Origin of the sequence: Streptomyces amritsarensis (assembly GCF_001953875.1) — a bacterium.
GTDB lineage: Bacteria > Actinomycetota > Actinomycetes > Streptomycetales > Streptomycetaceae > Streptomyces > Streptomyces amritsarensis.
Window position 1 is genome coordinate 43,125 of record NZ_MQUR01000006.1, and the last position, 18,779, is coordinate 61,903.

At 73.0% G+C, this 18,779-nt stretch carries 17 protein-coding genes; 6 read left to right on the forward strand and 11 right to left on the reverse strand.

What is annotated here, in order from left to right:
• Position 1 precedes the first annotated feature (1 nt).
• The 5 genes from AVW11_RS04375 to AVW11_RS04395 form a co-directional block, all read right to left on the reverse strand.
• Positions 2-256, reverse strand: coding sequence for an acyl carrier protein (locus AVW11_RS04375; protein ID WP_030848312.1), 255 nt, complete (start codon positions 254-256; stop codon positions 2-4).
• Between the two features lie 44 nt (positions 257-300).
• Entirely contained in the window at positions 301-1,539 is a 1,239-nt protein-coding gene (locus AVW11_RS04380; protein WP_060179670.1) for a beta-ketoacyl synthase N-terminal-like domain-containing protein, read from the reverse strand.
• Positions 1,536-2,807 carry a beta-ketoacyl-[acyl-carrier-protein] synthase family protein gene (locus AVW11_RS04385; RefSeq protein ID WP_078093526.1) on the reverse strand — a complete coding sequence of 424 codons (1,272 nt, stop codon included), beginning with the start codon at positions 2,805-2,807 and terminating at the stop codon, positions 1,536-1,538. The genes AVW11_RS04380 and AVW11_RS04385 overlap by 4 nt, the downstream gene beginning before the upstream one ends.
• Positions 2,804-3,247 (reverse strand): cupin domain-containing protein, encoded by a 444-nt coding sequence (locus tag AVW11_RS04390; protein WP_030848318.1) that lies wholly within the window; start codon positions 3,245-3,247, stop codon positions 2,804-2,806. The genes AVW11_RS04385 and AVW11_RS04390 overlap by 4 nt, the downstream gene beginning before the upstream one ends.
• Positions 3,248-3,334: 87 nt before the next feature.
• On the reverse strand, positions 3,335-4,432 hold the full coding sequence (locus tag AVW11_RS04395; protein ID WP_060179672.1) for a SchA/CurD-like domain-containing protein: 1,098 nt from the start codon (positions 4,430-4,432) through the stop codon (positions 3,335-3,337).
• A 275-nt stretch (positions 4,433-4,707) separates the two neighbouring features.
• Between AVW11_RS04395 and AVW11_RS04400 the strand changes: the two genes are divergently transcribed.
• The gene (locus tag AVW11_RS04400; protein WP_030848322.1) at positions 4,708-6,342 is read left to right on the forward strand and encodes an FAD-dependent oxidoreductase; all 1,635 of its coding nucleotides are present in this window, start codon (positions 4,708-4,710) and stop codon (positions 6,340-6,342) included.
• A gap of 50 nt (positions 6,343-6,392) precedes the next feature.
• Here the strand turns inward: AVW11_RS04400 and AVW11_RS04405 are convergent, their stop codons facing one another.
• Positions 6,393-6,632 carry an acyl-CoA carboxylase epsilon subunit gene (locus tag AVW11_RS04405; protein ID WP_107423233.1) on the reverse strand — a complete coding sequence of 80 codons (240 nt, stop codon included), beginning with the start codon at positions 6,630-6,632 and terminating at the stop codon, positions 6,393-6,395.
• A 236-nt stretch (positions 6,633-6,868) separates the two neighbouring features.
• Between AVW11_RS04405 and AVW11_RS04410 the strand changes: the two genes are divergently transcribed.
• A complete protein-coding gene (locus AVW11_RS04410; protein WP_030848328.1) occupies positions 6,869-7,087 on the forward strand; it encodes a hypothetical protein in 219 nt (72 codons plus the stop codon).
• A gap of 101 nt (positions 7,088-7,188) precedes the next feature.
• Here the strand turns inward: AVW11_RS04410 and AVW11_RS04415 are convergent, their stop codons facing one another.
• The 4 genes from AVW11_RS04415 to AVW11_RS04430 all read right to left on the reverse strand — a co-directional run bounded on the left by AVW11_RS04415 (position 7,189) and on the right by AVW11_RS04430 (position 12,922).
• Complete coding sequence (locus AVW11_RS04415) at positions 7,189-10,200, reverse strand: AAA family ATPase (RefSeq protein WP_076043300.1); 3,012 nt, start codon at positions 10,198-10,200, stop codon at positions 7,189-7,191.
• Positions 10,200-11,378 (reverse strand): exonuclease SbcCD subunit D, encoded by a 1,179-nt coding sequence (locus tag AVW11_RS04420; protein ID WP_076043301.1) that lies wholly within the window; start codon positions 11,376-11,378, stop codon positions 10,200-10,202. The genes AVW11_RS04415 and AVW11_RS04420 overlap by 1 nt, the downstream gene beginning before the upstream one ends.
• Positions 11,379-11,720: 342 nt before the next feature.
• A complete protein-coding gene (locus AVW11_RS04425) occupies positions 11,721-12,308 on the reverse strand; it encodes a GNAT family N-acetyltransferase (RefSeq protein ID WP_076043302.1) in 588 nt (195 codons plus the stop codon).
• Between the two features lie 41 nt (positions 12,309-12,349).
• Complete coding sequence (locus AVW11_RS04430) at positions 12,350-12,922, reverse strand: MepB family protein (RefSeq protein WP_078857692.1); 573 nt, start codon at positions 12,920-12,922, stop codon at positions 12,350-12,352.
• 204 nt (positions 12,923-13,126) lie between these two features.
• On the opposite strand from AVW11_RS04430, the gene AVW11_RS04435 reads away from it, so the two are divergent.
• Positions 13,127-14,566 (forward strand): glycoside hydrolase family 16 protein, encoded by a 1,440-nt coding sequence (locus AVW11_RS04435; RefSeq protein WP_076043303.1) that lies wholly within the window; start codon positions 13,127-13,129, stop codon positions 14,564-14,566.
• Positions 14,567-14,661: 95 nt separating this feature from the next.
• On the opposite strand, the gene polX is transcribed toward AVW11_RS04435, so the two are convergent.
• Entirely contained in the window at positions 14,662-16,386 is a 1,725-nt protein-coding gene (polX, locus tag AVW11_RS04440) for a DNA polymerase/3'-5' exonuclease PolX (protein WP_076043304.1), read from the reverse strand.
• Between the two features lie 82 nt (positions 16,387-16,468).
• Between polX and AVW11_RS04445 the strand changes: the two genes are divergently transcribed.
• From AVW11_RS04445 to AVW11_RS04455, 3 genes are all read left to right on the forward strand, one after another.
• Complete coding sequence (locus tag AVW11_RS04445) at positions 16,469-17,584, forward strand: CapA family protein (protein ID WP_076043305.1); 1,116 nt, start codon at positions 16,469-16,471, stop codon at positions 17,582-17,584.
• A 102-nt stretch (positions 17,585-17,686) separates the two neighbouring features.
• A complete protein-coding gene (locus AVW11_RS04450; RefSeq protein WP_030848360.1) occupies positions 17,687-18,229 on the forward strand; it encodes a hypothetical protein in 543 nt (180 codons plus the stop codon).
• Between the two features lies 1 nt (position 18,230).
• Positions 18,231-18,737, forward strand: coding sequence for a hypothetical protein (locus AVW11_RS04455; protein ID WP_076043306.1), 507 nt, complete (start codon positions 18,231-18,233; stop codon positions 18,735-18,737).
• Positions 18,738-18,779: the final 42 nt, after the last annotated feature.

Consider the following 18,779-nt stretch of genomic DNA (forward strand, 5'->3'; position numbering starts at 1 on the left):
GTCAGGCTCCGGTCATCAGGCTGTGGTTGACGAGGTCGAGGAATTCCCCGGGGGTCTTGCAGCGGTCGGCGTCGGTGGGCAGGGCCCGTCCGCGCCGGTTCTCCAGCTCACCGACGATGCCGAGCAGGCCCAGCGAGTCCAGGCCGTACTCGTCGAACGAGCGGTCCGGGCGGCTCGCCATCTCGGTCGGATCGACGGTGATGCCGGCGGTCTTCATGAGGGCCGCGAGTTCTTCCACGGTCAGTCGGTCGGACATACGGGTGCTCCCTTCCTGTGCGGGGCCGCCGGGGCCCCGGCGGACTACGAGGCCGCCGCGGAGCCCTTGCGGACGACGAGCGCGGAGTTCGAACCCATCCGGCCGCGGCTGAGCACGAGCGCGGTGCGCAGTTCCGCCGGCCGGGCGCTGCCCGTCACCACGTCGAGGTCGTGGCACACGTCGTAGACGTTCGGGGTCGGCGGGACGACTCCGTGCTCCAGGGCCAGGACGGCGGCCGCGGTGTCGAGCGCGGGAGCGGCGCAGTACGCCCTTCCGGTACCGGTCTTGGGCGCCGTGACCGGCACCTTGTGTCCGTGGTCGCCCAGGGCGTGGAGGATCGCGGCCGCTTCGGCCGCGTCGGCCTCCGGGGTACCGAGGGCGTCGGCGAAGACGACGTCGATGTCCTCGGGGGCGCAGCCGGCTTCCCGCAGGGCGCCGCGGACGGCGTGGGCCAGTCCCTCGCCTGCCTCGTCCCGGCGGCGGGTGCCGCTGAAGGTCGCGGCGTGGCCGGCCAGTACGGCGCGTACGGTGGCGCCGCGGCGGCGTGCTTCGTCCTCGTCCTCGACGACGAACATCGCGCCGCCCTCGGCGGGGACGTAGCCGCAGGCCTGGTCGGTGAACGGCCGGTAGGCGCGCTCCGGTTCATCCAGCGTGCTCAGTCCCTCGTACTCCAGCTGGCAGACGATGGAGTACGGGGCGAGGGGCGCCTCCGTCGCTCCGACCAGCATGGCCCGGCTGCCCTGGCGGATGGCCCGGTCGGCGTGCGCGAAGGCGTCGAGCCCACCCGCCTCGTCGCTGCAGACGACCCCGCAAGGCCCCTTCAGCCCGCGGCGGATGGAGATCTGGCCGGTGCTCGCGGCGTAGAACCAGGCGATCGACTGGTAGGGGCCGACGAAGCGCGGCCCCTGCTCCCACAGGTGCTGGAGTTCGCGCTGGCCGAACTCGCCGCCGCCGGAGCCGGCGGCGGTGACGACGCCGAAGGAGAAGGGGTCGTCCTCGTAGTCGGCCCGGCCGAGCCGGGCGTCCTCCAGGGCGAGGTCGGCGGCGGCGAGGGCGTGGTGGGTGAACCGGTCGGTCTGGACGAGGAACCGGTCCTCGACCAGGGCGCCGGGGTCGAAGCCCCTGACCTCGCCGGCGACGCGCAGCGGCAGGTGCTCGCAGCCCGACCGGGTGACGCGGTCCAGGACGCTGATGCCGGACTGGGTCGCCTTCCAGAAGGCGTCGGCGCCGACGCCGTTGGGCGCGACGACCCCGATGCCCGTGATGACCGTACGGCTGGTCACGAGACCTCCTCCTTCGGCCGGGTCATGACCACGGCGGACTGGAACCCGCCGAAGCCGCTGCCCACGGAGAGCACGCTGCGCAGTTTCCGCTCCCGGGCGACCTTGGGCACGTAGTCCAGGTCGCATTCGGGGTCGGGCGTCTCGTAGTTGGCGGTCGGGGGCACCACCTGGTGGACCATGGCGAGGACGCAGGCTGCGAGTTCGATGGCCCCGATGGCGCCGAGGGAGTGCCCCACCATGGACTTGATGGAGGTCATCGGCGTCTTGTAGGCGTGGTCGCCCAGGACCTTCTTGACCGCCGCGGTCTCGTGGCGGTCGTTCTGCTTGGTGCCCGAGCCGTGCGCGTTGACGTAGTCGATCTCGTGGGCGGCGATCCCGGCCTGGGCGAGGGCGGTTTCGATGGCCCGGGCCATCTCCAGTCCCTCGGTGGTCAGCCCGGTCATGTGGTGGGCGTTGCCGAAGGTGGCGTAGCCGCCGATCTCGCAGTAGACGGTCGCACCGCGGGCGCGGGCGTGTTCGAGCTCTTCGAGGACGAGGACGGCGCCGCCCTCGCCGAGGACGAACCCGTCCCGGTCGGCGTCGAACGGCCGGGAGGCGTGGGCCGGGTCGTCGTTGTTCGGCGAGGTGGCCTTGATGGCGTCGAAGCAGGCCACGGTGATCGGCGATATCGGCGAGTCCGAGGCGCCGGCGATGCACACGTCCATGCGGCCCTCCGCGATGGCGTGCACGGCGTACCCGATGGCGTCGAGTCCCGAGGTGCAGCCGGTGGAGACGGTCTGGACGGGGCCGCGTGCTCCCGTCTGCTCCGCGACGGCGGAGGCGAGGGTGGCCGGCGTGAACGCCCGGTGCAGGTGCCGGCCGGCCAGCTTGTGGTCCACGTCCCACCAGGAGCCGGACTGGCTGACGGCGACGTAGTCGTGCTCCAGACGGGTGGTGCCGCCGACGGCGGTGCCGAGGGAGACACCGGTCCGCCAGGCCCCGTCCGAGGTGAGGTCGAGTCCGGCGTCGCGCACCGCCTCGCGGGCGGCGACCAGGGCGAACTGGATGTACCGGTCCGCGCGGGCCGTCTCCTCGTCGTCGAGGCCGTGCGCGGCGGGGTCGAAGTCGACCTCCGCGGCTATCCGGGAGCGGAATCCCTTCGGGTCGAAGAGGCTGATGGCCCGCGTCGCCGTACGCCCGTTGGCCAGCAGGTCCCAGAAGTCGCGGACGCCGATGCCGCCGGGCGCGACGACGCCCACTCCGGTGACGGCCACCCGCCGGCGGGTCACGAGATCGCTCCTGTACGGTCCGGCGGCTGCTCCCATGCGGTTCCCTCCGGGTTCGGGGCCTGCTCGGTGTCCACGTGTCCCAGCTCGGGGCGCGGGGCGAGGGGGCCGAGGTGGAAGACCATGCGTGCTTCGGTGTCCCCGACGTTGCGGAAGCGGTGGCGGGTGTTCAGGGGGACGAGGAGTCCCTGGTCGGTGCGCAGCGGGTGGGGTTCCCCGTCGAGGTCGACCTCCAGCCGGCCGCTGACGACGTACACGAACTCCTCGGAGTACGGGTGGTAGTGCTCGGCGATCGACTCTCCGGGGGCCATGATGGCCAGCCCCATGAAGCCGCTGGTCGAGCCCACCGAGGTCGGGGTGAGTACGGCCCTCAGGTCGCCACCGCGCCGGCGGTTGGGCGGCGTCTCGCTCAGGTCCACGATGCGTGGGCGCTGTTGGGTCATGGTGGGTGCCTCCTGGCGTGTGGGGAGAGCCTCGACGGAGATCGGGAAGGTGGGGGTCGGGGAGGTGGGGCCGGCGGCCCCGGGGGATCAGGACTGCGCGGGTGCCCGGCGGTCGGTGATGAGGTTCATGGTGTGGTGCGCGGCGCGACCCCGCCCGCCGGACGCGACCGTCAGCCGGTCGAGCACCGCGGCCTTGCGGGGGCCCGAGACGCCGTAGACGGTCTCGGGGTCGGCCTTCAGCGGGCCGCGCACGTCGATCAGCCGGACGACGATGTCGTCGCGCTGGAAGATGCTGCTGCTCCGAACGGGGCTCGTGGGCCGGCGTGCGGCCGCCTCGTCCTGCCGGGCGAGGAACCTGGCGAGCGCCTGGCCGCAGCCGGGCTTCGCGGGGTAGTAGATCGCGTGCCGCTGCACCTCGTCGGACTCGGGTTCGGGCGCGGCGATGTGGTGGACGGCCGGGACGGCGGCGCGCATGAAGAACATGCGGGCCGATTCCGGGTCGCCGAGGTCGCGGTCCTGTTCGAGGTAGGGGTTGATGGCCTCTTCCACGGCGCGTACCTCGGGCTGTTCCGAGACGTGCCGCAGGGCCGCCATCAGGTCGCCCTGGACCTCGACCGTCCGCACCACCCGGTTGCCGTGCATGAACAGCGAGGTGCGGCACAGGCGGGTGTGGTCGTCGACGCGGGCCGCCGGGGAGGCGTAGCTGGAGAGGATGGCCGCGACGTCCTTCTCGCTGCCCGGCTTGACGGTGAAGGTGAGGGCGTGGCGCACGATGCCGGCGCCCAGGCGGGGCGTGGCCTGCAGGCGCGCCGTGGCCGGGCGGGACGCCTGGTCGTAGCCGCGGCCGGTCTCGCGCAGGACGGTGAACTTCAGCGGGCGCATGGAGCGGGCGCACGCGCCGAGCGGCCGTACCTGTTCGGCGTGGTGCTCGCTGTTGACCCAGGCGAGGTACTGCGGGGCGCTCTCCCACTCGCTCGTGATGAGCCACTGCGAGGGGTTCTCGAAGGACTGGCACAGCTGGTCGCTGATGTGGCCCGGGACCGACGCGATGTCGTTGCGGAGCTTTTCGTACGCCTCGAAGAACCGCTGCTGGGTCCCCTCGTGGAGATCCATCAGAAGGACGACCCGGAGCATGGAGCCGTCGAAGGCTGACTGCGACACCCGTTCGGACAGGGTGGTTGTCATCTACTCACTCCTTCATGAGGGGGTGGAGATCCATCGCGTACGGACCCCTCGTCCGTCACCGGTGGCCTCTGCCCGGGCCGGCGGCCGCCTCGCCGGGGAAGGACAGGCCGGCGCGTCCCGGGGGGAGCCGCTGTCGCTCATCGTCATCCGGGGAGGGGCGTACCGCTACATGTCGGGATCAAGCGGGTGACAACCGGCGAATCAACTGGGCCTCATCCCGGATCGGGGGCATAAAGAGTCCACTCCCCCACACAGAAAACAGGAGCCCGCAGCTGATGGAAGACAACGCCGATGTTCGCGTACCGGTTCTCGTCGTGGGCGGCTCCCTCGTGGGCCTGTCCACCTCGCTTTTCCTGAGCCGCCACGGAGTGAGGCACCTGCTGGTCGAGAAGCACTCGGGTACCTCCCCGCACCCGCGCGGCCGTGGCATCAACGCCCGGACGATGGAGCTGTACCGCACAGCAGGGGCGGAGCACGCGATCCGCCGGGCGGCGTCCGTACTGGAGGGAATTCAGGGCATTCTGCAGGCGCGGTCGCTGACCGACGCCGCCGACCACAACTGGCTCATCAAGTCCATCGACCCGTCCGGCGCGCTGGCACGTTTCAGCCCGACCGAGTGGTGCCTGTGCAGCCAGAACAACATCGAGCCGGTGCTGGCCGAGCAGAGCCGGGCGCAGGGCGCCGACATCCGCTTCGGCAACGAGCTGATGAGCTTCGACCAGGACTCCACCGGGGTGAACGCCGTGGTGAAGGACCGCACGACGGGCGAGCACATCACGGTGCGCGCGGACTTCCTCATCGCGGCGGACGGCCCGCGCAGCCCCGTCCGCGAGCAGCTGCGGATCCCCCAGACGGGTAACGGCGAGCTGTTCCACAACGTGAGCGTCACCTTCCGCTCGGAGCGGCTGGTGCAGGTGCTGGGCGACCTGCGCTTCATCGTCTGCTACCTGATGCGCCCGGGTGCCGACGGGGCGCTGCTGCCGGTGGACAACGACACGCAGTGGGTCTTCCACGCCCCCTGGCACCCGGACCAGGGCGAAACCCTGGAGGACTTCACCGACGAGCGGTGCGTGGACCAGATCCGCGAGGCGGTCGGCGTACCCGACCTGGACGTGGAGATCGGCGGGAAGGCACCGTGGCACGCGGCCGAACGGGTGGCCGAGCGGTATGCGTCCGGACGGGTGTTCCTCGCCGGGGACGCCGCCCACGAGATGTCGCCCACGGGGGCATTCGGCTCCAACACGGGCATCCAGGACGCGCACAACCTGGCGTGGAAGATCGCCGCGGTGCTGAACGGGTCGGCGGGCATCGGGCTGCTCGACACCTACCAGGCCGAGCGGCTGCCGGTGGCCAGGGCCACGAGCGAGCGGGCGTCGGCCCGCTCGGCCGAACACAGCCACCCGGGGTACGTGCCTCCGCCCACCATGGGCGGCGGCCCGGGCAGCGGTGTCCTCACGACGGCGATGGCCTACTGCTACACGCAGGGCGCGCTCGTCGGCGGCGACCCTGATCGGCCCGTCATCCCCGAGACGCTGCAGTCGATGGGCGACACCGGGACCCGGGCCCCGCACATGTGGCTGACCAGGGCCGGTGAGCGGATCTCCACCCTGGACCTGTACGAGCGTTCCTTCGTGCTGCTCAGCGGTGCGGGTACGCCGTGGCAGGCGGCCGCGGAGCAGGTGGCCCGGGAGCTGAAGGTGCGCATGGACGCGTACACGATCGGCTCCGGGCCGGGTGCGGACCTGGTCCCGGCGGGCGGTGCCCCCTGGACCGAGGTCCACCGGCTGGGCGCCGACGGCGCCGTGCTCGTGCGCCCCGACGGTTTCGTCGCCTGGCGCTCGGAGGGCGCCGCGGCCGATCCGGCGGCGGCGTTGCGCGAGGTCCTCTCGACGGTGCTGCGCCGGGCGTGACCACCCACGCCCCTCGTCCGCCGGCCGTGCGCGCGGCCGGCGGACGGGGTTCAGCGGCAGGTCCAGCAGCCTGCCCAGCAGCCGGCGTAGGGGTGGACGGTACGGCGGCGGCCCGAGCCGCTGCCGACCCCCTTCCCGGCGCCGCCCGTCGCGCCGCGGTCACGGGCGCGATCGAGGGACGTCCGGTTCGCGTAGCAGGCGACGACGACCGCGATCGCGGCCAGTTCCTCCGGGGCGGCGACGCCCTTCTCCACACGCAGCAGGCTCGTTATCGGAACATCGTTCGACATCGGCACGGCCTCTCTCACGGGGGCTGCGCGTGCGCCCTTTTGCGTCGCGAGGGGCTGACCGGCTCGGCATCGACGCGGGCGGCACACGGGTGGCTCGGCGCGCTGACGGGACGTGTTCCGCGTGCGCGAACCGGCCTGTGGGGTCCTGTCGGATCTCAAGGACTCCTGTCGCGACCGACGGTACAAGCGCCCGGCGGACGCGGCATGCCGAGTCCGCCGCGGCCGGCGGGACGGCCGTGAGCGGCCACCAGCCCCTGCTCTGCCGGGGGTGCGCCGGCCACCTGTACGCCGTCTGCACGACGGACCACACGGGTGGGAACAAGGTCGGGCAGTGGGAGGTCGACCACGAGATGCCCGTGTCGTGCCCGCTAGCGGGGCTGCTGCCGCTGACCGGGCGCGGTGTCTGCGTCCACGACCTGCCCGGAGCCGAGGAGGTGTTGGGGCCGCGCCGCTGAAGTCCGGCGGATTGGGCCACACGGGTGAGTTCCGTCCGCCGCGGCGATCGCCGCGGCGGACGGAACGTGTCAGGGGCCGGTACCCGCAGGGCGAGAGGGTGTCACTGCTCCGCGCCGGTCAGCTGGGCGAGGGTCGAGCCGGTGGTCGTCTTGCGGATGTGGAGGCGGTGGGTGATGCGCCGGCGGAGTTCGGGGACGTGGCTGATGACCCCGACCGTCCGGTCGTGCGCGCGCAGGGAGTCCAGGACGTCGAGGACCTTGTGGAGGGTGTCCTCGTCGAGGGTGCCGAAGCCTTCGTCGATGAAGAGGGTGTCGAGGGCCTGGCCGCCCGATTCGGCCGTGACGACGTCGGCCAGTCCGAGGGCGAGGGAGAGGGAGGCGAAGAACGACTCGCCGCCGGAGAGGGTGTCGGTGTCGCGCTCCTTGCCCGTCCAGGAGTCGGTGATCTTCAGGCCGAGGCCGGAGCGGGCTCCGTGCGAGGCCCGGCCGTCGGAGTGCACGAGGGTGTAGCGGTGGTCCGACATGCGGGTGAGGCGGGTGTTGGCGGCGGTGACGACCTCTTCGAGGCGGGCGGCCAGGACGTAGGCCTCCAACTGCATGCGCAGTGAGTTCCCGGGCGAGGTGCCGTTGACCAGGCCGTGCAGGTGGTCGACGGTGCGGTGGGCGTCTTCGGCGGGTTCGAGGTCCCCGACGCGGGTGGTGAGCCGGGCCAGCAGGTCGGCGAGGGCACGGGCGCGTGTGGCGGCGTGTGCGGCTCGGGCGGCCGCGCCGGTGTGGCGGGCGGTGGCGGCGTCGAGTCGCCCGGTGGCTTCGCCGGGGTCGGCGGGCGGCAGGGCCGCGGCCGCGGCGATGTCGGGTTCCTGCAGGCGTGCGGCGGCCACGGCGCGCTGTTCGCGCCACTGGTCGATCTCCGCTTCAAGGGTGCGGATCTCCTCGTCGGAGCGCTGGGCCCGTGCGGCGGCCTCCAGGGAGTCGAAGCCGGCCGAGTGGGCGGCCTGCTCCGCCGCTCGCCTCGACTCCTCGTGTTCGGCGGCCGTCCGCGCCGTGTCGCCGCAGTGTTCGGCCGCGGTGGTGAGGTGGTCGGCCGTCCGGGTGAGCCGCGTGATGCGCCGGGCGAGGGTGGGGTCGTCGGCGCGGGCGCCGGTGATCTTCCGGTCGAGGTCCTCGATCCGGTGCGCGAGTGCCTCGTGGGCGGCGTCGGCGGCGGCGAGCCGGGTGGCCGCCGCGGTCCTGGCCTCGTCGGTCTGGGCGTGCCGGTGTTCCAGCGCGACGAGTTCCTCGGCCGCCGGCCCGCTGTCGGCCGCGGCTTCGAGGGCTGCTGCCAGGAGGTCCCGCAGCGTGGCGCGTTCGGCGGTGAGGACGGCCAGGGCGGTGTCCCCGCCCGCCTCGCCGCGGGCCGCCGCCGCCAGCTGGAGGAGGTCCTGCAGGCCGTCCCGGAGAGCGCGCTCGGTGTCCTGGGCCTGCGCGTGGCGGGTCTCGGCCTGCTTCTCGTCGGCGGCCGTGGGCTGGTCGGGGTGCGGGGCCGCCGGGTTCGGGTGGACGGGTGAACCGCAGACCGCGCAGGGCTCGCCGTCTTCGAGCCCGAGGGCGAGTTCGGCGGCCATGCCGTCCGTGCGCCGGCGCCGGATGTCGATGTGTTCCCGCGCGGCTTCGCTCGTCGTGTTCCGGGCCGCCGCGAAGGCCTGCTCGGCCGCGCCGATCTGCTCGACGTGCGCGTCCCGGCGTTTCGCCGCGTCGACGCGGGCGTCGAGGAGATCCAGGGCGGTGGCGTGCCGGCGGCCGGCCTCCTCCGCGGTGCGTGCGGCGTCGAGGCGGGCGCGCAGCTCCGTACGGCGCTGCGGCGCCTCGGCCAGCCAGGCTTCGGCGTCGTCGAGGTCCTGGGCGAGTTCCTGGCGTTCGTCGTCCAGTTTCCGCAGGTCCGTCGTGTGCTGCTGGAGGGAGGCCTCGTCGGGCAGGAGTGCCTGCAGTGCGCCGATGTCGGCGCGCAGGCGCTGCCCGGCCCGGGTGAGGTCGGCGGCGGCGAGCACCGCGTGCTCGGGGCTCAGGGCGGCACGGGCCCGGCGCTCGTCCTCCAGCGCCCGGGCGTGCTGTTCGGCGGCGGTGGTCGCGGCTTCCAGGAGGGGGGCGAGCTTCTGCCCCTGCTGGGCCTCCTGGCGTTGCCGGCCGAGGTCGGCCTGCCGGTCCGTCTGCTCGTCGAGGGCCTTGAGCCGGTCGTGGGCCTGGCGGTGGGCTTCCTGCCGGGAGGCGAGGTCGTGCACGGCGCGTTCGGCGTCTCGGAATGCGGCCAGCTCCTCCTGCGCCTGTCCGGCGGCGGCGGCCGCGTCGCGTTCGCGGGTGACGGCCTCGGCGTGCAGGGCGGTCGCCCAGGCGAGGGCGGGGCCGGTGAGGGTGGCGGGGTCGGCGGCGACCGGGGCGCCCTCGTGCGGCTCGAGCTCCTCCCCCGCTTCCTGCTGGATGCGCTCGGTCAGGTGCACGACGGACGTACGGGCCTCGTCGCGCTGCTGGGCGAGGGCGTTCTTCCGTGCGGCCAGCCAGTTCTCGACGGACCCGAACCGGTGGGTGTGGAAGAGCTTGCCGAGCAGGTCCTTGCGGTCGGAGGCGCTGGCGCGCAGGAATTTGGTGAATTCGTTCTGCGGCAGGAGCACGACCTGGCAGAACTGCTGCCGGCTCATCCCGAGCAGCGTCTTGATCTCGTCCGCGGCTTCCCTGTGGGACCTGCTCAGGGCCTCCCAGTGGCCCTGTCCCGAGGGGCCCGGGGACCATTGGCTGAGGTGGGTCTCGGCCGGCTGCTGGGTGGTTCCCCCTCCGCGGACCTTGGGCTTCTGCTGGGCGGGAACCCGTCGGATCCGCAACCGTTTGCCGGCGAGGGTGACTTCGAGCGTCACCTCGGTGAGGAGGCCGGCGGGGGCGTGGTCGCTGCGCAGCTGGAGTTTGCGGTCGGTGGGGGGCTCTCCGTAGAGGGCGACGCAGATGGCGGCGAATAGGGTGCTCTTGCCGGCTCCGGTGTCTCCGTGCAGGAGGAACAGTCCGTCGCGGGTCAGGGCGTCGAAGTCGACGGTGTGGGTGCCGGCGAAGGGGCCGAACGCCTGTAGGCGCAGGGTGTGCAGGCGCATCAGACGGCCTCCTTCTCCTGGGCGTTGATGCGGGACCCGTCGACCGCTTCCCGCAGGAGCGCGCTCTCCTCGTCGGTGGGCCCGGTGCCGCGCACGGCGGTGATGAAGTCGTGGGTGATGTCGAGGTCGCCCCGGCCCCGCATGCGTTCGCCGTAGGAGGTGGTGGCCTGGGCGGGAAGGGAGGCGGGCGTGTGCTCGATGTGCAGGGTGTGGGGGAAGCGCTGCTTGAGCCGGGCCATCGGCTCGTAGGGGTGCGCGGTGTCGGTGAGGGTGACGTGCAGCCAGGCCTCGGCCATGGCCTCCTGGGCCGGGTCGGTCAGCAGGTCCTCCAGGCGGCCCGTCAGGCGGGCCAGGGGAAGCCGCAGGTCCGGCGGTAACGCCGTGCGGGTCACGGTGGGCTCGGCGCTCCCCGGCAGGTCGACGAGCGTCAGCGACTTGTCGTGTCCGGCTTCGGAGAAGGAGTAGGCCAGCGGGGAGCCGCTGTAGTGGACGCGGTCGGTGACCCGTTGGGCGCGGTGCAGGTGGCCGAGGGCGGTGTAGTCGATGCCGTCGAAGACGCGGGCTGCGGCGTCGGCAACGCCGCCGACACTGATGTCGCGTTCGCTGCCGGTGACGTCGGCCGGGCTGCCGCCGGCGGTGATGAAGGCGTGGGCGAGGACGACGGAGCGGGTGCCTGCGGGTCGTGTGGCGAGGTCGGCGCGGATGCGGTCCAGGGCGGAGGTGAGCACGGCCTGGTGGGAGGCCGTCTCGGCGCCCAGTTGGGTGTGTACGAGAGTGGGCTCGAGGTAGGGCACCGCGTAGACGGCGACGGGTCCGTCGGCGTCCTCGAGGAGGATCGGGGTGTCGAGGTCGGCCGGATCGGTCCGCAGGTGCACCCGGGCCCGGGCCAGCAGCCGCGCTCCCACGCCCAGCCGGTGGGCGGAGTCGTGGTTCCCGCTGATCATGACGGTGGGTATGTCCAGGTCCGCCAGCTGGTGCAGGGCGTCGCTGAACAGGCGCACGGCGTCGAGGCCGGGAATCGCCCGGTCGTAGACGTCGCCCGCGACGAGCAGCGCGTCCACCTGCTCGGTCCGGACGGTTGCGCAGATGTGGTCGAGGACTTTGCGTTGGGCGTCGATCAGGTCTACTCCGTGGAACCGGCGGCCCAGGTGCCAGTCCGAAGTGTGCAGGAACCTCATGGGCCCAGACCGTAACCGCACGCGCGGGGTCCCCGGACGGTTTTGCCGATAGGCGGAACGGCACACACCGCTCCGGCGGCGGGTGCGGGAAGGTTTCCCCCCTTGGGGCCGCGGGCCACCGTCGCTGCGGAAAGAAGTGCGGGGCCGCACCGGTACGTCGGGGGCCGATCGGATCGCCTGCCGGCAGCCGCCCCCGATCCGGGGTGCGACCGGGACGGACCCGGGAACCGCCCGGGCTGCGGCCGGGGGCGTGCCTGACGCGGCCCGGGCGTCGCCGCCGCGGCCCGGCCGGTTCGCGGGCCGGTGCCGGTCGGCCCGGCCGCCGGGCGGCTCGCCCGGCAGTCAGCTCGCCGGGCGGGCGGCGGCGCTCTGCGCGGTCCGCGTCCTCCACTGGTCTGCCGTCATCCGCCAGATGACGTCGATCCCCGATTCGCCTGGCGTGAGCGGCCCTTCAGGAGCCGGTACACGCTCGATCTCGGTGAATCCCGCCCGTCGCGCGACGGCCCCGCTGGCATGGTTCGCGGCGTCGTGGTGGATCTCGATGCGGTCGGTGCCGTCCAGCCGGAAGCCCGCGCCGACGAGGGTCTCCACGGCCATGGTGACCAGGCCCCGCCCGGTCCGGGCGGGGTGGAGCCAGTAGCCGATTTCGAGGCCGCCCGCTCCGATGCGGCGCATGAGGCTGCAACTGCCGATCACTTCGGCGTCCGCGGTGATCGCGTAGCCGAATTCCCGCCCGGTCTCCCACTTCTGCTGGGCCTCGGTGAGGAATGCGGCGGTCTGCCGCCTGCCGGGGTCGGCAGCCCACGGCATCCACGGCACCAGGTGGTCGAGCGACTCGCGGATCGCGCGCTCCAGGGCGTCGAGGTCGCTCATGCGCCAGCGGCGCAGGTCGGCCTGGGGGGAACGGAGGCTTTCGGGGGGCTCATCCATGCAAGGGATGTTCGCCCGCAACGGCCGGCCGCCACAACGCATTAACGGCCGAGTGCTCCTCCGGGGTGGTAGAGCGCGTGTGCGCGGGACATGTCGACCGGCTCCCCCTCGCGGAGCCGGAGGAAGTGTTCCACCTGCCAGGCCTGGGTACGGCCGGCCTGCCGGCCGGTGGTCGTCACCCAGGGCGGATAGACGCGGAAGGCCCGTTTGCCGCCGGCGCCGTTCGTCGACACGATGTCCCGCTCGCGCAGCACCTCCCGCGGGAACACGAACTGCCCGAACCGATCGCCCTCACGGCTGCTGACGACGAACAGGTCGACGGGATCCGCCGCGTCGTAGGGCTGGATCGGCCCGCTCGCGGACCTCTTCCACACCGTCACGAACTGGCCGGCCTTGGTCGGGGTCGTCCTGGCCACCCGGAACCGGACCGAGAGCCCGTCCAGGGTGAATCCGCACGCCCCGTAGTCGGCGCTCTCCGCCTCGGGCACCGCCGGCGAGCACGTGAAGCCGCCCGGGTCGTACACCAGAGCCCTCGCCCGCAGCAGGTCGTCCGGAATCCGCGGCGAGGCCCCGCCCCGTCCGACCGTTCCGCGTGCTTCGCCGTCCGTCGCCATGTCCCCATCCTGCCAGACATCGAACACGTGGACGAATTCGCACGCCTCGCCGGGCCGCTACAGGGAGGCGCTTGCCGCGGCCCTTGACGGCCGCAGGGGCGCAGAGCACAGTAGCCAGCGTTCTGAGAGCGCTCTCAGAACGGTGGACCCGGCTCTACATCCCCCCGCATCCGCGCCTCCGCGCGCGCTTCAGAGAGGGCACCCATGCGCGAGACATCCGACCGGAAACGAGCAGAACGGCCAGAACGAGCGACCTTACGGCGGGCCGTCATGGCCGCGATCGGTACGGCCGCCCTGGTCGCCACCGCCGCCGCGGGCATCGTGCTGCCCGCGAGCGCCGCGGCTCCCCCCGCACCGGCGGGCTGGTCCCAGGTGTTCCTGGACGAGTTCGACGGTCCCGCGGGCTCCGGCGTGGACACCGCCGACTGGCAGTACACCACCGGCACCAGCTACCCCGGCGGTCCCGCCAACTTCGGTACCGGCGAGATCGAGACGATGACCGCCGACCCCGCCAACGTCTCCCTCGACGGAGCGGGCCACCTCCGCATCACCCCCCGCCGGGACGCGGCGGGCCGGTGGACGTCCGGTCGCGTCGAGACCCGGCGGGGCGATTTCCAGCCCCCCGCGGGCGGTACCCTCCGCGCCGAGGCCCGCATCCAGATGCCGAACGTCACGGGGCCGGCCGCCAAGGGCTACTGGCCCGCCTTCTGGATGCTCGGCACCCCGTACCGCGGGAACTGGTGGAACTGGCCGGGCATCGGCGAGATCGACATCATGGAGAACGTCCAGGGCCTCAACACCGTCTGGGCGACCGTGCACTGCGGCACGACCCCGGGCGGCCCCTGCAACGAGACGTCCGGAATCGGCGGCCAGCGCGTCTGCCCCGGGGCCACCTGCCAGGCCGGTTTCCACACCTACGCCGTCGAGTGGGACCGCTCGACGGCGGTCGAGCAGATGCGCTTCTACGTCGACGGCCTCAACTACCACACCGTGCGCGCCGATCAGGTGGACGCGAAGACCTGGGCCGACGCCACGAACCACGGCTACTTCATCATCCTGAACGTCGCCATGGGCGGCGGCTTCCCCGACGCGTTCGGGGGCGGGCCCGACGCCGGCACCGAGCCCGGCCACGCCATGGTCGTCGACTACGTGTCCGTCCTGCGGTCGACGGGTGGTACGACACCGCCCACCACTCCCCCGACCACCCCGCCCACGACCCCGCCGTCCGGCAACCGCGACGCGTACGCCGCGATCCAGGCCGAGTCGTACGACGGACAGTCGGGCACGGCCCGGGAGGCGTCCGCGGACACGGGCGGCGGCCAGAACCTCGCGGCCATCGGCAACGGCGACTGGGCCCTGTTCCGTGGCGTCGACTTCGGCTCCGCCGCGGCGCTGCAGTTCCGCGGCCGGGTGGCGAGCGGCGCCGCCGGCGGGGTCAGCGGGCTCGTCGAGGTACGGCTCGACAGCCGGACCTCGCCCCCGATCGGCAGCTTCTCCGTGGCGAACACCGGCGGGTGGCAGAGCTGGCGCACGATCCCGGCGAACATCACCGCGGTCACGGGCACGCACGACGTCTATCTGACCTTCACCAGCGGCCAGCCGGCCGACTTCGTGAACGTCAACTGGTTCGAATTCGGCCACTGACACGGCCTGCCCGCGGGCGCGGCCGGTGCGCCACCGGCCGCGCCCGCCGCGACGACCGTGCGTGCGTGCGAGCGGGCTCCGGGCCCCTCTCGGCGCTACGCCTTCTTGTCGAGGAAGCGGCGCAGCCTCGTCAGCGGCCAGGCGTTGATGACGTCGTCCGCGGTCAGCCAGCCGCGCTGCGCCGTCCCCACCCCGTAGCGCATGTAGGGCAGATGTGTGGTGGCGTGGGCGTCCGAGTTCACCGCGAACTTCACCCCGTACCGCTTCGCCCGCAGGATGTCCTCGTCGCACAGGTCGAGCCGCTCGGGGTGGGCGTTGATCTCCAGGGCGGTGCCCGCCCGCGCGCAGGCCTCGAAGACGGCGTCGAAGTCGGCGTCGATGCCCGGGCGTTTGCCGATCCGGCGGGTCGTGGGATGGCCGATGACGGCAACGTGCGGGTTCTGGCAGGCGCGGATGAGACGGTGCGTCAGTTCCCGCCTGCTCTGGTGGAAGTGCGAGTGCACCGAGGCCACGCAGAGGTCGAAGCCCGCGAGGAATTCGTCGGGCCAGTCCAGTGAGCCGTCGGGGCCGATGTTGAGTTCCGTCCCGTGCAGCAGCCGCATCCGGCGGTGCCTGCCGTCCAGTTCGCGCACCCGCTCGCGCTGGGCGAGGATCTTCTCGCCGGTCATGCGCTGCATGGCGAGGTTCGGGGCGTGGTCGGTGACCGCGTAGTACGCGTATCCCCGGGCGGCAGCGGCGGCGACCATGTCCTCCAGCGGGGCGAGTCCGTCCGTGAGGTCGGTGTGGGTGTGCAGGTCGCCGCGGATGTCCTTGTCGTCGAGGAGGTCGGGGAGTTCGCCGCGCAGCCCGGCCGCGATCTCGCCGCGGTCCTCGCGCAGCGTCGGGGGGATCCAGGGCAGTCCGAGCCGGCCGTAGACGGATTCCTCGGTCTCGGAGGTGATGCTGTCGCCGCTCTCGGCGTCGAAGAGCCCGTACTCGGAGAGTTTGAGGCCCTGGCGTACGGCGAGTGCGCGGGTGCGGATGTTGTGGGCCTTGGAACCGGTGAAGTACTGCAAGCCGGCGCCCCAGGAGGCGGGCGGGAGGACCCGCAGGTCCACCTGGAGGCCCGTGGCGGTCCGTACGGAGGTCTTCTTCTCGCCGCGTGCGATGACCTCGGCGATGTACGGGAGGGAGGTCAGGGTGTCCATGAACGGCGCGGACCTGCGCGCCGCCACCAGGATGTCGACGTCGCCGATGGTCTCCCGCATGCGGCGCAGGGATCCCGCGTACGTGCAGCGGACGCAGCCCCGGACGGCGGACAGCTCGGCGACGAGCTGTTCGGCGACGTCCATGGCGGCGCCGACGAGGATCCGCCCCTCACCCGCCTTCTGCAGCAGCGCGATGCCGTGCAGGATGTTGTCCTCGGTGCGCTCGCCGAAGCCCTTGAGGTCGCGCAGCCGTTCCTGGTGGACGGCTTCGAGGAGCTGCTCGACGGAGGTGATGCCCAGCTCCTCGTACAGGGTCATGGCCTTGCGCGGTCCGAGCCCGGGGATCGCGATCAGTTCGCGCACGCCGGAGGGCACGGAGGCCCTCGCCTCGTCCACGACGGACATGCGGCCGGTCCGCAGGTATTCGAGGATCTTGTCCGCGACCGACCGGCCGACGCCGGGGATCTCGCGCAGGCCCTTGGCGTCGAGGGCGGCGACGTCCTGGGGGTGGCCGCCGACGGCGCGGGCCGCCTTCTCGTAGGCGCGCGCCTTGAACGCCTCCCCGCCCCGGATCGCGATGAGGTCCGCGTACTCCTGGAGCATCGCCTCGACCTGGTCGTTGGCTCGGGCCATGCCTCCAGGGTGCCCCGCCGGCACCGGGCGGGCACGCCGGACGGGCCGGCCGCGCCGGGGCGCGTACGCCTACGCTGAAGGGGTGGACGGTGCACAGGTGACGCTGTTCCTCGCCGGTGACGTGATGCTCGGCCGCGGCGTCGACCAGATCCTCCCGCACCCCGGTGACCCGGCCCTGCCGGAGGCGTACGTCCGCGATGCGCGCACCTATGTCGAGCTGGCGGAGGCCGTGAACGGCGCCGTCCCGCGGCGGGTGCCGTACGCGTGGCCCTGGGGCGAGGCCCTGGCGGTCCTCGACGCGGCCGCGCCGGATGCCCGGATCGTCAATCTGGAGATGTCCGTCACCGTCAGCGACGACCTCGCGCCCGGCAAGGCGGTCCACTACCGGATGCACCCGGCCAACCTTCCGGCTCTGGCCGTCGCCCGTCCCGACGTCAGCGTCCTCGCCAACAACCACGTCATGGACTACGGGCGGCGCGGGCTGGCCGAGACCCTCGACGTGCTCGCCGCCGCCGGGCTGCGGACGGCGGGTGCCGGCCGGGACCTGGACGAGGCGCGGCGGCCCGCGGTGCTGCCCCTGGCCGGCGGCGGGCGCCTGCTGGTCTTCTCGCTGGGATCGGCGTCGAGCGGCATCCCCCACGGCTGGGCGGCCGCGGCGCGGCGCAGCGGCGTCGACCTCGTCGACGAGTCCTCGCAGGCGGACGCGGCCGAGGTGGCCGGCCGCATCCGGCGGGCGAAGCGGTCCGGCGACCTGGCGGTCGTCTCGATCCACTGGGGTTCCAACTGGGGGTACGCCGTCCCCCGCGAACAGGTCCGCTTCGCGCACGCGCTCGTCGACGGCGGCGCGGACGTCGTCCACGGGCACTCCTCGCACCATCCGCGCCCGATCGAGGTCTACCGGGGCCACGCGGTCCTCTACGGCTGCGGCGACCTGATCGACGACTACGAGGGCATCGGCGGCCACGAGCGGTACCGGGACGATCTCCGGCTGCTGTACCTGCTCCGGCTGGAGGCGGACACCGGCCGTCTCGCCGACGCGCTGCTGGTCCCGCTGCAGGTCCACCGGATGCGGCTGCGCCGGGCCTCCGGTGCCGACACCGACCTGCTGGGCGAGGTCCTCACCCGGGCCAGCCGCGCCTTCGCCACCGCGGTGTCCCGTACGCCGGAGGGTGCGCTCCGCGTCCACGCGGACGGGTGAGCGCCCGCGCTGGGTGCGTGCCGGTTTGCTCCACCGCAGCGGGGGCAGCCGCGTGGCACACAGACAAAGGCCCCGAAGCGGACCCCGGAATGGAGTGCGGACATGTCTACCACCACACTCGTAGTGGCGATCGTCATCGCGGCAGTCGTGGTGCTCGCGCTCATCGCGACGCTGTGGCTGTCGGCTCGCCGGCGCCGCCTGCGCGACCGGTTCGGCCCGGAGTACGAGCGGACCGTGCAGGAGGAGGGCGGCGCGAGGGCTGCCGAGCGCGACCTGCGCGCCCGGGAACAGCGGCACGAGCAGCTCGACATCAAGGAGCTTCCGGCCGAGCGGCGCCGCGAGTACGCCGAGGCCTGGAGCGACGTCCAGGAACACTTCGTGGACCGTCCGGAGACCTCCGTGGCGGAAGCGGACGACCTGGTCTCCAGGCTGATGGACGAGCGCGGCTACCCCACCGCGGAGTACGAGGGCCGGCTGCGCGACCTGTCCGTCGAGCACGGCCGCACCCTCGACCATTACCGGGCCGCGCACGACGTCAAGGTGCGCAGCGGCGGGGGCCGGGCGACGACGGAGGAACTGCGGGGGGCGATGGTGCACTACCGCGCCCTGTTCGAGGAGCTTCTGACGGATCGAAGGAGTCGTTGACATGCGGATACGCGGAGATCAGCAGGCCCGGGACGGGGACACCGGATCCGGCCCGACCACCGAGGACATCATGAACTCGGCTGCGGGCGGCGAACGGCAGGCGCCCCTCTACCCGGGGGAGTCCACGTCCGGCGGGCCGGACGGCGTACGGGCCGACGAGCCGGCCGGGACCACCGGGACGGACGAGGCGGAGGCGGCCGATCGGGCCGGTGCCCGCGAAGGGGTGGACGCCGACACGGAGGAACCGCTGCTCGGCGCGACGGACACCGAGGAGTACCGCAGGAGGTGGAGTGAGGTCCAGGGCCGCTTCGTCGACGACCCGCAGGACGCCGTGAGGTCGGCGGACACCCTGGTGGCGGAGGTCATGCAGGCCCTGGCCGGGAGCTTCTCCACGCGCAAGCAGGGCCTGGAGGGGCAGTGGGACCGCGGCGAGCAGGTCGCGACGGAGGACCTGCGGGTGGCGTTGCAGCACTACCGCTCGTTCTTCAACCGCCTCCTCAAGACCTGAACGGGCCGACCGGGGCGGGCGGCCCGACGCACGTCCCGGACG

Bases quoted from the DNA above. Each gene is read 5' to 3' on its own strand.
- AVW11_RS04450 (WP_030848360.1), top strand. From the start codon at position 17,687: ATGTCTACCACCACACTCGTAGTGGCGATCGTCATCGCGGCAGTCGTG.
- AVW11_RS04375 (WP_030848312.1), bottom strand. From the start codon at position 256: ATGTCCGACCGACTGACCGTGGAAGAACTCGCGGCCCTCATGAAGACC.
- AVW11_RS04430 (WP_078857692.1), bottom strand. From the start codon at position 12,922: ATGGCGACGGACGGCGAAGCACGCGGAACGGTCGGACGGGGCGGGGCC.
- AVW11_RS04420 (WP_076043301.1), bottom strand. From the start codon at position 11,378: ATGAGGTTCCTGCACACTTCGGACTGGCACCTGGGCCGCCGGTTCCAC.
- AVW11_RS04435 (WP_076043303.1), top strand. From the start codon at position 13,127: ATGCGCGAGACATCCGACCGGAAACGAGCAGAACGGCCAGAACGAGCG.
- AVW11_RS04425 (WP_076043302.1), bottom strand. From the start codon at position 12,308: ATGGATGAGCCCCCCGAAAGCCTCCGTTCCCCCCAGGCCGACCTGCGC.
- AVW11_RS04400 (WP_030848322.1), top strand. From the start codon at position 4,708: ATGGAAGACAACGCCGATGTTCGCGTACCGGTTCTCGTCGTGGGCGGC.
- AVW11_RS04455 (WP_076043306.1), top strand. From the start codon at position 18,231: ATGCGGATACGCGGAGATCAGCAGGCCCGGGACGGGGACACCGGATCC.
- AVW11_RS04395 (WP_060179672.1), bottom strand. From the start codon at position 4,432: ATGACAACCACCCTGTCCGAACGGGTGTCGCAGTCAGCCTTCGACGGC.
- AVW11_RS04415 (WP_076043300.1), bottom strand. From the start codon at position 10,200: ATGCGCCTGCACACCCTGCGCCTACAGGCGTTCGGCCCCTTCGCCGGC.
- polX (WP_076043304.1), bottom strand. From the start codon at position 16,386: ATGGCCCGAGCCAACGACCAGGTCGAGGCGATGCTCCAGGAGTACGCG.
- AVW11_RS04390 (WP_030848318.1), bottom strand. From the start codon at position 3,247: ATGACCCAACAGCGCCCACGCATCGTGGACCTGAGCGAGACGCCGCCC.
- AVW11_RS04405 (WP_107423233.1), bottom strand. From the start codon at position 6,632: ATGTCGAACGATGTTCCGATAACGAGCCTGCTGCGTGTGGAGAAGGGC.